Genomic DNA, 12765 nt, shown 5'->3' with positions numbered 1-12765 from the left:
TTTGTAGAGTTTCTTTATGGCTTGTGATGAAATTCAAGTTTTGGAACTGGATGGGTTTCTCATATAAAGGACAAATCTTTGTGTGAGCCAGATCATTCACGGTTGAAGCGCACATGAGAGTGCAGGCAGCCTCTTGGCGCTGAGCTCTCGAGGTGCCTCCCTAGCCAACTGTCGATAAGCTTTTGATTGCAAAATAGTTTGATGATGGATTGACAGTAAACTTGGCTAACAAGTTCTCTAGGGGCACTTATCATGGTGATCGTTGATATTTGATTGAATGTCGGCTTTGGGCAGGTTGCCTGTTTGATGATGTTTCCGTGCATTAATAATGATTGAATACCTTATTGAATCTGGACTAATTCCGGATTTCGGTATTGTTCTTTATTGATAAAAAAGGCTTCGGCAATGGTCACGAGTTTAAGGTGAGAGCGATTAAAATAGTGACCAGGCCAAAAGCGATCGGCAACAGACATCTCTAAGTTGATCTCGAGATGGAATCAGTCGCCTGCTGGGACTCCAAAGCTAATGCCTCTTTGAGCAACGGTTATTCGTTGTTAGTTTGGTTGAGGGAGGCATAAAAAAACCAGCCCGCAGGCTGGTTTTTTTCGCTCTAGGGCAAAGCTTAGAAGTTGGCGCTGCGAGGGGCGCGCGGGAAGGGAATGACGTCACGGATGTTGGACACCCCGGAGACGTAGCTCACCAGTCGCTCGAAGCCCAGGCCAAAGCCGGCGTGAGGCACGGTGCCGTAGCGACGCAGGTCGCGGTACCAGTACATCTCCTCCTTGGGCAGGCCCATCTCGTCCATGCGCTTGTCCAGCATCTCCAGGCGCTCTTCACGCTGGGAGCCGCCGATGATCTCACCGATGCCCGGGGCTAGAACGTCCATGGCGGCAACGGTCTTGCCGTCGTCGTTCATACGCATGTAGAAGGCTTTGATGTCCTTAGGATAGTTCTTCACCACCACCGGGGCCTTGAAGTGCTCTTCCGCCAGGAAGCGCTCGTGCTCGGAGGCCAGGTCGATGCCCCACTCCACCGGGAACTCGAAGCTCTTGCCGCAGTTCTGCAGGATCTCTACCGCGTCGGTGTAGTCCACTTGGGCGAAGTCCGCCTTGATGAAGTCCTGCAGGCGGGTGATCACCTCTTTGTTGACCCGCTGCTCGAAGAACTTCAGGTCGTCCATGCGCTCGGTCAGCACCGCTTCGAAGCAGTATTTGAGCATCTCCTCCGCCAGGGAGGCGACATCGTCCAGATCGGCGAAGGCCACTTCCGGCTCCACCATCCAGAACTCCGCCAGGTGGCGGCTGGTGTTGGAGTTTTCGGCGCGGAAGGTGGGGCCGAAGGTGTATACCTTGGACAGGGCACAGGCGTAGGTCTCGGCGTTGAGCTGACCGGATACGGTCAGGAAGGTCTCCTTGCCGAAGAAGTCCTTGTCATAATCCACCTCACCTTTGTCGGTGCGGGGCAGGTTGTTCATGTCCAGGGTGGAAACGCGGAACATCTCACCGGCGCCTTCACAGTCGGAGGCGGTCAGGATCGGGGTGGCGGCCCAGATGAAGCCACGCTCGTGGTAGAAACGGTGGATCGCCTGGGACAGGCAGTTGCGCACCCGCATCACCGCGCCAATCAGGTTGGTGCGGGGACGCAGGTGAGCCACTTCGCGCAGGTACTCGATGGAGTGGCGCTTGGCGGCCATGGGATAAGTGTCCGGGTCTTCCACCAGGCCCACCACCTCGACGGCGGTGACCGCCATCTCGAACTGCTGGCCCTTTCCGGGGGATTCCACCACTTCACCGGTCATCTTGACGGAGCAACCGGCGGTCAGGCGCAGCACATCTTCCTGGTAATTATTCAGATTATTGGGTACCACGCCCTGAATAGGATCAAAACAGGAGCCGTCGTACACGGCCAGGAAGGAAATACCGGCTTTGGAGTCACGGCGGGTACGCACCCAACCCTGTACCGTTACTTCGCTGCCTACTGCGTAAACGCCCTTCAGGACGTCAGCGATGGTTGCCACACTCATTCTCGGTTGTCTCTCCAGCGAGATAAAAATCAATACTCGGTCAGCGAACCACAGATTGTGGTCGGCTGCAAACCGTTAATCTTACCTTGCTGACCCTGATTCTCAAGAGATAAAGAGGGATTTGCGAGGGGGGAGTGGTGGAAAAAGCGCTTTGGCCTCAGAGCTGTGCCCTGGGATAGCCGAGATGGCGCACCAGTTGCTCCAGCACGGCGGCGGTGGCGCCCCAGATCTGGTGATGCTGCCAGAACATGAAGTAGACCCGGTGATCGGCGCCGCGGCGCTTCAGATCCACCGCCCGGCGGTTGGCCGGTTCGCACAGGTGGGCCAGGGGGACGAAGAAGCACTCGCTCACCTCGTCCTGGCTGAGGACAGGATCGAAGTCGCCGTCGAAAAACGCCAGCTGCGGCATCATCCGGAAGCGGGAGATGGTGTGAAACTCAGGCAGTTCGCCCACCCGGGTCAGCCGGTCCGGTGCCAGCCCGACCTCCTCCCAGGCTTCGCGGGTGGCGGCGTGCCAGGCGGAGGGATCGGTGGCGTCCACCTTGCCGCCGGGAAAACTCACCTGGTTGGCGTGGTGACGCAGGTGGCTGGCGCGGCGGGTCAGCAGCAACTGCAACTCTCCCTCCCGTTCGGTCAGGGCAAGCAGCACCGAGGCGGGTTTAAACAGACCGGCCTTGGGATGGGCCGCGATGGGGTCCTCCACCCCGGAGATGGGGCTGAGGGCAAACTGGGCGAGAAACTGCTGACGGTTCAAACGGCGTCACCTCCCTGAAGAGCACTCTCTCCAAGATAACAGAGGCGGCAGCGCGGGGGAATCCGCCTTTGGCTTAGTCGCGTTCGCCGCAGGGTGCCACCACAGCAGTCTTACCAGCGCATCGCCGGCTCACAGAAAATGGGGCGCGGTGGAAAACAGCGAGTAGCGCCGATAGGCCATCGCCCGCTGCAGTCGCGTCTGGGCCAGCGACTCGGCGGCCTGCCTGGGCAGCAGCGATTGCGCCTTCATGATCGCCAGCATCTGCTCGGTGTTGCGGAGGATCTTCTCCTCGATCGCCTCGAAGGCCGTCGCCTGGGTAGCGCCGTGGTACTCCATGGAGGCGCAGATAACGCCACCGGCGTTGCCGATGAAGTCGGGCAGGCACAGCACCCCCCGGCGGTGCAGCAAGGCTTCCGCTTCCGGGGTACAGGGGATGTTGGCGCCCTGGATCACCGCCCGGGTATTGAGGCGGCCGACGTTGGCCCGGTTGATCACATCGGGTCGGGCGGCGGGGATCCACAGCTCACACTGGATCTCGATCAGCTCATCGGCGGAGATGGCGCTGGCATCCGGGTAGTCCACCACGGAGCCGCCCTGTTGCTTGAGGGCGATCAACCGGGCCACATCCAGCCCCTGCTCATTGCGGATGGCGCCGCGGGAGTCGGACGCTCCCACCAGCACCGCCCCCTTGTCCCCCAAGAAGCGCGCGGCATGCTTGCCGACTGCGCCGAACCCCTGGACCACGAAGCGTGCCCCGGCCACCGGGAAGCCGCACTCGCCGGCGATCACCTCAACGGCGTGGCTCAGCCCCCAGCCGGTGGCGCCAAGCTCGTCCAGGGGAATGCCGCCCAGCTCGCTGGGCAGGCCTACCACCCGGCCCACCTCGTCGCGGATCCAGGCCATGCACTGCTCATCCATTCCCATGTCGGGGGCGAATACGTAGCTCTCTTCGTTACGCAGCCCCTGGGCAAAGGCGCGCACCACCTCCTGCTTCCGTTGGGGGGGCATCTTGGGATCGGCCCAGATCACCGCTTTGCCGCCGCCATGGGGCAGGCCCGCCGCGGCGTTCTTGTAGGTCATGGCCCGGGCCAGGCGAAAGCACTCCTCGGTGGTGACATCCTCGGCCATGCGGATGCCGCCGATGGCGGGACCCAGGGCGACGTTATCCACCACCAGTGCCGCCTTGAGCGGCAGGGAGGGCTCATACAGGTGGATCACCTTGAAGGGGCCGAACTGGTCACAATAGGGGAAGCTGGTGTCCACGGGGGTACCTCATCAGGGTTTGAGCTCACTAATTAAGGTAGTCGCGGATCGGGCTGACGGAGGGATTTTGGGCCAGGGCCCGGTGGCGATCCGGGGCCCTGGCGGCAGGGGGGCAGTTAGGGCTGGGCCAGCACCGGCAGGATGCGGGCCAGCTTATCGAAACACTCCTGATACTCCGCCTCGCCATGGGAGTCGGCGACGATGCCGCCCCCGGCCCAGCAGTAGATCCGGTCGCCCTTGGCCACCAGGGAGCGGATGGTGATGCTGGTGTCCATGCGCCCGTGGCAGCTGAGGTAACCGATGCTGCCGCAGTAGAGGCTGCGGCGCCACGGCTCCAGTTCTTCGATGATCTCCATGGCACGGATCTTCGGTGCACCGGTGATGGAGCCGCCGGGGAAGGCGCCGCGAAGCAGGTCACAGGGGGTGACGCCCGGGGCCAGGGTGGAGGTCACCGTGCTCACCAGGTGGTGTACCGCCGGGAAGCTCTCGATGGCGAACAGCGAGGGCACCCGGACGCTGCCGGGGGCACTGACCCGGCCGAGGTCGTTGCGCAGCAGATCGACGATCATCAGGTTCTCCGCCCGGTCCTTCTCCGAGTGGGCCAGCGCCAGGGCGGCCTGGTTGTCCTGACGGGAATCCGGGCTGCGGGGGCGGGTGCCCTTGATCGGCTTGGTCTGCACTTGGTCCCCCTCCACCAGCAGGAAGCGCTCCGGGGACAGTGACAGCAGCGCGGCGTCCGGCAGTCGGATAAAGGCGGAGAAGGGGGCCAGGTTATGGGCGCGCAGGGTCAGGTAGGCCTGCCACTCGCTGCCCCGGTAGGGAGCGTGGAATCTCTGGGTCAGGTTGATCTGGTAACAGTCGCCGCTTCTCAGGTAGGCCTGCACCCGGTCGAACGCCTCAAGGTAGTCGCCGTGACTGGTGTCGTGCTGCCAGGCTCCGGTCAGGCTGAACCTGTGCCCGGCCTGGGACCGCTGCTCAACCAGCCACTGCAGCCGTGCCTGCCACGCGTGTTCATCCCCCACCACCACCAACTCGACCCTGTCCCGGTCATGGTCCAGGATCAACGCCCAGTCGTACAGGCCTACCGCCATCTCAGGCAGGCCGATGTCATCGCCGGCACGCCGTGGCAGGCGTTCGAACCGCCGTCCCAGATCGTAACTGAAGTGGCCCAGGGCCCCGCCACAAAATGGCAGATCCCGGTGACCCTCTATGGTCGGCAGCCGGGTGGTCAACTGCTGCTCCAGCAGGATCAGGGGATCGTCGTCGCTGACAGACACACCGTCATCGGCGTGGATGCGGGTGTGGTGGCCTTCGGTGGTCAGGGTCGCCAGGGGATCGGCCACGATGATGTCGACGCTCGCATCGGGGTGGGGGGCGGCGGCGTCAACCGCGGAGTCCAGCAGCATGGCCCAGGGCAGATGCTGTAGCGGGGTAAACAGCGCCGAGGCGTCGCAGGCCCACTCCAGCGGGCGGCGAGTCAGGTGTGGCATAAGGCTCTTCGGTTCTAATCGTTTGCCGGGATCATACCAGCTCCTCCGGGCCTCGCCTATGGCCCCTTAGGCGGGGCGACGCTGAACCCGATAGGGCAGCCCCTGGGCCTCAAGGAAGGCTTCCGCCCGCTCTCCCTGCAGCATCGCCAGGGTGGCGATAAGGCCGGCATCGGTGCAGCGCTGGGCCTGGACGGTGACACTGGCCGGCGCATCAGCCACCGGATAGCCGCTCTTTGGGTTGAGGATGTGGCTCAGGCGCCGGCGCCCCTGCATCAGGTAGCGTTCGCTGTCACCGCTGGTGGCCACCGCGCCGCCGCAAAGGGCGAGGGTGTCTGCGGGGGCATCGTCGTCGACGGCACTGATCCCGACACGCCAGGGGGTGGGCGTGGGGGAGGCGGCGAGGTCGCCGCCGAAGTTGACCAGCACCTCGACCCCAGGGAAGTGGTGCTGCAGCAGCGCCAGGGCCCGATCGACGGCGTACTCCTTACCCAGGCCGCCAAAGTCCAGGGCCATGCCCGGGGGCAGGATGACCCGGCCCGGCTGCAGCTGCACCCTGTCCCAGCCGATGTGGGGTAGCAGCGCCGCGATCTGGGCCGGGGAGGGCAGCCGATCCGCGCCATCGAAGCGCCAGATCCTGCCCAACACGCCACTGGTGATGTCGAACAGCCCGTCAGAGAGTCTCCAGGCGGTGTCCGCCAGGGTCAGCAGCTGCCGGGTTTCCGGGTCGATGGCCACGGCCTGGCCGTTGCTGTGGTTGAGGGCCTGGCAGATGCCGTCGCCGCGGTAGCGGCTGAATTTGTGCTCGATGCGCAGCGCTTCCCGGGCGGCGACGCCCAGCACCCGGCGGGCCACGGACTCGTCACCGGTGCGGATCAGCAGCTCACAGCGGCAGGCCATCGCCTCGAAACTGCCGCGATACTGCCCTGGCTCCGAAAGAGCCAGGGTCAGGGGTCGCTTCTCTGCCAGGTTGACCATCAGAAGTGGTAGCTGGTTTGCAGTATCAGGCTGTCCAGGCTGGGATAGAGGTCCAGCTGCTGAAGCTGGCCCGGTTCCGCCTTGCCAACCGACTGCGGAGTCTGGTGGTACCACTCCAGGCGCACCGCCAGCCGGTGGCCATTGGTCATCCGGTAGCCGTACTTGAGCCCCAGGGTGTAGGTGTCCAGCTCACCGAGACGATAGTCGCCGCTGGCGAAGCCTGGGCTCTCCCCCTCGAGCAGGAAGGGCTGATAGAACTCGGCGGCACTCTGGGTGTAGTAGCGCAGGTGCGGCTCCAGGCTGTGAGGGCCAAACTCGAACAGCAGCCGGGCATCCAGGGTGTGGGAGTCCACCTCCCAGTCGTCGCTCATGTAGCGGTAACTGAGATCCAGAATCGGACCGAAGTGGTACTTGGCCTGGCCAAACACGCCCCACTTGGCGCGACTGTCCGGCCTGGACTCGTACAGGTAGTGTTGGGCCTCGCCCTGGCCGTCGACCACGGAGAGTACCTTCAAAAAGTCGTTCTGATAGCCGTCGACCTGGGCGTAGGTCAGGGTGCCCTGCACGATCAGCCGGCGGCTCAATACCTGGCTCAGGCTGGCGCGGATGTCCCAGGTGGTCTTGGTGTCGTCGCTGTCCCCTCGGGTGGCGTCGAACGCCTGTTGGAAGGCGTCCTCGGTGGAGAAGTCCTTGCGGATGGCCATGGTGCTCAGGCCCACAGGGATGCCCCCCTCGGGTTCCACGGTGTCATAGAAGTAGGAGCCTGCCAGGGAGAGCCGGGTGTTCTTCTGGTTGAAGTCCCGGTTCAGACCTCCGTTGATCCCCAGCGACAGGTAGTCGTACTCCTTGGAGATGTGCAGTCCTGTGGTGTAGCCCATGGCCCGGTTCAGCGGACTGGTCCACTGCAGGTTGAGCTGAACCCGGGTGTCCTTGAAGGTGTCGTCCAGGGGGGTGGCGCCCGGCGCCACCTGGTACTCGCCCTTGCCCGAGGGCCGGGTAAAGGTCTGCACTGTGGTTTGCGGGGCGGCGCCGTTGGGGGAGGCGCCGGTCAGCACATCCAGGGTGCCGGTCAGGGCCAGCACCTGATCATTGGCGTTGGTGCGGATCGCCTTGAGCGCCGCCTCGTAGGCGTCGACCCGGCTGTCTCCCTCGCTGTAGTAGAGGAAGGCGGCGTCGAAGTCCCACTCCGGCTCGAACGGGCGCTCCTGCGCCTGCACCTGGGTCAGCGGCAGGGTGGCGGTGGCCAGGGCGGCGGTGATGTTTCCCAGTGTCTTTAGTTGCATCCGCAGCCGCCTCCTGCGCTACCTCGGCCACCGTTGGTGGCCTCCTTGCTGAAATAGATGTGATCGTCAAATGCCTTGTCCAGGGCATCCGCTTCCAGGGCCATGGCGGGGTGGGCCAGCAGATCACGCTCGTAGGGCTTGACCCCCAGGGTGCTGCAGCCGGTCAAAGCCAGCAGGCACAGGGCCAGTAGAGTTGTTTTCACCTTATTTCTCCTGTGGCTCTTGGGTTAACAGGTTATCCAGGGTGGTTCGGGTAGCGTCGGCATCACCGGGGCGGAAGCCGATGTGGGTTTGCACGATTTCACCGTCCTTGATCAGGTAGCTGCTGGGCATGCCGCCGACGCCGTAGGCGTCAGCCAGGGCAAACTCCGGATCGTAGACGATGGGAAAGTTGGCGGGAAACTGCCGCAGAAACTTGGCCGCGTCCTCCCGGTCCACATCCAGGTTGACGGCCACCACGGTCACTCCCCTGGGGCCATAGTCGGCCACCAGCTGGTTCATAAAGGGGAAGGAGCGGCGGCAGGGGCCGCACCAGCTGGCCCAGAAGTCCAGGTAGACTGGGCCCCGATGGCTGAGTTCCAACAGGGTCTGATTCTGTCCGCCAATCTCTATCTTGAAGTCGGGGGCGGCGCGGGCCGCCAGCTGGGCAGCGGGCAACAGCAGTAGCAGGGTCAACAACAGGGGGCGCATCATCGGTCCTTGGTGGTTACGGCTTAGGTTCATCATTGCACAGTTTGGTAACAGCTTGCCAACCTGAGCCTAGCGGTTCCGCTGTGAAAGAAATGTCGATGAGCGAAATACAAGCTACTGTCTATGCTGAATTATTAGTTGAAACAGTGACCTTTTCAGGTTCACAGGGAGCGCGTCCGAGATCGGCTCTTGAGTCATTCGGGGTGGGGGGCCCCGGGAGGCCAGCCGCCTTGGCAATATCAGGGCGTATGGTAGGCTCAGTCCAGCAGAGAGAGGATCGAACAGATTCATCTGTGCCCAGTGACACAGGCAACCGGCCTGTCGGGATCTTAGACCTTCCGCCCACTGGCCAGGCGGCCCTGGCTCGGGGTATCATGGTCCGGATTTCACAACCACAATAAAAACACAGGCATAGTGAGAAGAGGCGGGACGCCTCCGTGGAGTAGAACAAATGGCCGTGATCTGCAAAGAGGACTTCATCAGCTCGGTGGCTGATGCCCTGCAATACATCTCTTATTACCACCCCAAAGATTTTGTCGACGCAATGAACGCTGCCTATGAGCGGGAAGCCAACCCGGCAGCCAAGGACGCCATTGCACAGATCCTGATTAACTCCCGCATGTCCGCCGAGGGCCACCGTCCCCTGTGCCAGGACACCGGCATCGTCACCTGCTTCGTCAAGATCGGCATGCAGGTGCAGTGGGATTCCGATCTGACCGTCCAGGAGATGGTGGACGAAGGGGTGCGCCGCGCCTACAGCGATGCAGGCAACCCATTGCGGGCCTCCATCGTGGCCGACCCCGCCGGTGCCCGCAAGAACACCAGGGACAACGCGCCCGCCGTGGTCCACATCGATATGGTGGCCGGCGACAAGGTGGAGGTGTTCCTGGCCGCCAAGGGGGGCGGCTCCGAAAACAAGTCCAAGATGGTGATGCTCAACCCCTCGGACGACATCGCCGCCTGGGTGGAGAAGACCCTGCCCACCATGGGTGCCGGCTGGTGTCCCCCGGGTGTGCTGGGCATCGGCATCGGCGGCACCGCCGAGAAGGCGGCGGTGATGGCCAAAGAGTCGCTGATGGAGCATATCGACATCCATGAGCTCAAGGCCCGTGGCGCCGAGACCACCGAAGAGAAGCTTCGCCTGGAGATCTTCGACCGGGCCAACCGGCTGGGCATCGGTGCCCAGGGCCTGGGCGGGCTGACCACGGTTCTGGACGTCAAGATCAAGAGCGCGCCGACCCACGCCGCCTCCAAGCCGGTGGTGATGATCCCCAACTGCGCCGCCACCCGCCACGTCCACTTCACCCTGGATGGCTCCGGTGCCGCCCAGTTGCCGGTGCCCAAACTGGAGGACTGGCCGGAAGTGACCTGGGAGGTGGGCGACAACGTTAAGCGGGTGGATCTGAACACCATCACCAGGGAGGAGACCACCAGCTGGAAGGCCGGGGACACCCTGCTGCTCAACGGTAAGATCCTCACCGGCCGTGATGCCGCTCACAAGCGGATCAAGGATCTGCTCGACTCCGGTGAAGGCCTGCCGGAAGGGGTCGATTTCAACGGCCGCTTCATCTACTACGTCGGTCCGGTGGATGCCGTCGGTGACGAAGTCGTGGGCCCGGCCGGTCCCACCACCGCCACCCGCATGGACAAGTTCACCGAGATGATGCTGGAGAAGACCGGCCTGATGGGGATGATTGGCAAGGCCGAGCGGGGCCCCGCCACCGTCGACAGCATCGCCAGCCATAAGGCCACCTACCTGATGGCCGTCGGCGGTGCCGCCTACCTGGTGGCCAAGGCGATCAAGCAGGCGCGGGTGGTGGCGTTCGAAGAGCTGGGCATGGAAGCGATCTACGAGTTTGATGTCCAGGACATGCCGGTGACGGTGGCGGTGGACTCCTCCGGCAGCAACGTGCACCAGACCGGCCCCGCCATCTGGCAGGCCAAGATTGAGGAGCTCGACGCCGAGCTCAGCAAATAACAACACAGGTGCCGCTCGAGGGCACCCAAATGAACTTGGCGGCCAGTGGCCGCCTTTCGCATTCAAGGGAATAGCAACGATGAAGAACAGCCTTCTGCTGGGCGCGGCCCTGACGCTTTGCGCGTCGGCCATGGCCAAGCCGGTGACTGCACCGTTTGACGTGAACCAGCTCAACACCCTGAGCAAGCTGCACTCCACCCTGGTCCTGCCCGGCGGCGAGGCGGTGATCTACGGGGTCAAGAAGAGAACCGACAAGGGTTACCGCTCCGAGCTCTACCTGCAACAGCTGGGGGGCGAGGCGCGTCAATTGACCAACCACAAGGGCACCGAGAGCAACCTGGTGGCCTCGAAAGACGGCAAGACTCTCTACTTCCTGAGTGGCCGTAGCGGCTCCAGCCAGATCTGGGCCCTGCCCCTGGATGGCGGCGAAGCGGTGCAGGTGTCGAACCTGCCCCTGGGCGTCGACGGCTTCAAGTTGTCCAAGGACGGCGGCCAGGTGGTGATGCAGCTGCGGGTTAACGTGGAGTGCGACACCCTCCAGTGCAGCGCCGACAAGCAGAAGGCCAACAAAGAGAACAAGCAGAAGGGGCGCCACTACGACCAGCTGATGGTGCGTCACTGGGACACCTGGGGCGATGGCCTGCGCAACCACCTGTTCGTGGCCAAGCTGCAGGGTCAGTCACTGTCCGAACCGGTGGATGTCACCGCCGGCCTGGACACCGAGGTGCCGCCGCTGCCCTTCTCCGGCATGGAGGAGGTCGCCTTCACCCCCGACGGCAAGCATGTGGTCTACAGTGCCAAGGCCCCCAGTCGCGACCAGGCCTGGCAGACCAACTATGATCTGTGGCAGGTGCCGGTGTCCGGCGGTGAGGCGGTCAACCTGACCGCCGACAACCTGGCCTGGGACAGCCACCCGGTGTTCTCCGACGATGGCCGCTACCTGGCCTACCTGGCGATGAAGCGCCCCGGCTTCGAGGCGGACCGTTTCGCCATCATGCTCAAGGATCTGCAATCCGGTGAGACCCGCGAAGTGGCTCCCCTGTGGGACCGCAGTGCCCGGGAGATCGCCTTTGCCGAGGAGAGCCACACCCTGTATGTCAGTGCCCAGGATCTGGGGCAGGTGGCCATCTACGCTATGGACGTGCGCTTCGGTGACAAGCGCACCCTGGTGGCCGAGGGCAGCAACGGCCTGGTGAAGGTGACCAATGGCAAGCTGTTCTATACCCACAATGATCTGTCCGGTCCCAATGACCTGTATGTGATGGGCCTGGACGGCAGCGGCCAGCAACGCCTGACCGATCTCAACCGGGACCTGCTCAACAAACAGGGGCTGGGTGAGTACCAGCAGTTCTCCTTCAAGGGGTGGAACAACGAGACCGTCTACGGTTACTGGATCAAGCCCGCCGGCTATGAACAGGGCCAGAAGTACCCGGTCGCCTTCCTGGTGCACGGCGGCCCCCAGGGCAGCTTCGGCAATCGCTGGCATGGCCGCTGGAACGCCCAGCTGTGGGCCGCCGCCGGTTTCGGGGTGGTGATGATCGATTTCCACGGCTCCACCGGCTACGGCCAGGCGTTCACCGATTCCATCTCCCTGGACTGGGGCGGCAAGCCACTGGTGGATCTGCAGAAGGGCCTGGCCGCGGTGGGCCAGCAGCAGCCCTGGCTGGACACCAGCAACGCCTGTGCCGCCGGCGGTTCCTACGGCGGTTACATGATGAACTGGATCGCCGGTAACTGGCCCGACGGTTTCAAGTGCCTGGTGAACCACGCCGGCCTGTTCGACATGCGCAGCTTCTACAATGTCACCGAGGAGCTGTGGTTCCCCGAGCACGAGTTTGGCGGCAGCTACTGGGACGCCACCGAAACCTATGAGCAGTTCAATCCGGTGAACCACATCGACAAATGGCAGACCCCGATGCTGGTGGTGCACGGTGCCAAGGATTACCGGGTCCCCCTGGAGCAGGGGCTGGCGGCCTTTACCGTGCTGCAGCGCAAGGGGATCGATTCCGAGCTTCTCGTTTTCGAGAAGGAGAATCACTGGATCATCGACAAGGACAACCTGGTGCAGTGGTACGACGTGGTCCTGGGCTGGATGAAGCGTCATACCGGCCAGCAGCCGGCCAGCGACGCCAACGAAGCGCTGCGTCAGGAGATGCTGGGCAGCCAGGCGGAGTAATCTGATCCGATCTCAACGAGGCCACCAACAGGTGGCCTTTTTTGATCCTGTCGGACTACAACAGAAATCGGTGGGGATTTCGATCCGGAAAAAATGTATTTAAAAACAATTGTTTATTTTTGCGCGTCTTTTT

The 12765-nt window shown here is 63.1% G+C and carries 10 protein-coding genes; 2 read left to right on the top strand and 8 right to left on the bottom strand.

Annotated elements, in window-relative coordinates; all coding sequences use genetic code 11:
- Nucleotides 1–622: 622 nt before the first annotated feature.
- From asnS to FCL40_RS09400, 8 genes are all read right to left on the bottom strand, one after another.
- Nucleotides 623–2023 carry an asparagine--tRNA ligase gene (gene asnS / locus FCL40_RS09435; RefSeq protein WP_136853050.1) on the bottom strand — a complete coding sequence of 467 codons (1401 nt, stop codon included), beginning with the start codon at nt 2021–2023 and terminating at the stop codon, nt 623–625.
- A gap of 157 nt (nt 2024–2180) precedes the next feature.
- The gene (locus FCL40_RS09430) at nt 2181–2777 is read right to left on the bottom strand and encodes a CoA pyrophosphatase (protein WP_136853049.1); all 597 of its coding nucleotides are present in this window, start codon (nt 2775–2777) and stop codon (nt 2181–2183) included.
- A gap of 129 nt (nt 2778–2906) precedes the next feature.
- Complete coding sequence (locus FCL40_RS09425) at nt 2907–4040, bottom strand: Glu/Leu/Phe/Val family dehydrogenase (RefSeq protein ID WP_136853048.1); 1134 nt, start codon at nt 4038–4040, stop codon at nt 2907–2909.
- Between the two features lie 116 nt (nt 4041–4156).
- Nucleotides 4157–5530 carry an aminodeoxychorismate synthase component I gene (pabB, locus tag FCL40_RS09420; RefSeq protein WP_136853047.1) on the bottom strand — a complete coding sequence of 458 codons (1374 nt, stop codon included), beginning with the start codon at nt 5528–5530 and terminating at the stop codon, nt 4157–4159.
- A gap of 66 nt (nt 5531–5596) precedes the next feature.
- Complete coding sequence (locus tag FCL40_RS09415; RefSeq protein WP_136853046.1) at nt 5597–6505, bottom strand: FAD:protein FMN transferase; 909 nt, start codon at nt 6503–6505, stop codon at nt 5597–5599.
- Entirely contained in the window at nt 6505–7788 is a 1284-nt protein-coding gene (locus tag FCL40_RS09410) for a DUF3570 domain-containing protein (protein ID WP_136853045.1), read from the bottom strand. Before FCL40_RS09410 ends, FCL40_RS09415 begins: the two co-directional genes overlap by 1 nt.
- Nucleotides 7779–7991, bottom strand: a complete 213-nt coding sequence (locus FCL40_RS09405; RefSeq protein ID WP_136853044.1) for a DUF4266 domain-containing protein — start codon at nt 7989–7991, stop codon at nt 7779–7781. Before FCL40_RS09405 ends, FCL40_RS09410 begins: the two co-directional genes overlap by 10 nt.
- Nucleotide 7992: 1 nt before the next feature.
- Nucleotides 7993–8478, bottom strand: a complete 486-nt coding sequence (locus FCL40_RS09400) for a TlpA disulfide reductase family protein (protein WP_169307062.1) — start codon at nt 8476–8478, stop codon at nt 7993–7995.
- Nucleotides 8479–8929: 451 nt separating this feature from the next.
- On the opposite strand from FCL40_RS09400, the gene FCL40_RS09395 reads away from it, so the two are divergent.
- On the top strand, nt 8930–10456 hold the full coding sequence (locus FCL40_RS09395; RefSeq protein WP_136853042.1) for a fumarate hydratase: 1527 nt from the start codon (nt 8930–8932) through the stop codon (nt 10454–10456).
- Nucleotides 10457–10535: 79 nt separating this feature from the next.
- On the top strand, nt 10536–12632 hold the full coding sequence (locus FCL40_RS09390; protein ID WP_136853041.1) for a S9 family peptidase: 2097 nt from the start codon (nt 10536–10538) through the stop codon (nt 12630–12632).
- The last annotated feature ends 133 nt before the right edge of the window (nt 12633–12765 follow it).

The sequence above is a fragment of the Ferrimonas sediminicola genome (assembly GCF_005116715.1).
GTDB classification, from domain to species: Bacteria; Pseudomonadota; Gammaproteobacteria; order Enterobacterales; family Shewanellaceae; genus Ferrimonas; species Ferrimonas sediminicola.
The sequence above is the reverse complement of the archived record's forward strand: the minus strand, read 5'-3'. Positions and strand labels throughout refer to the sequence as shown.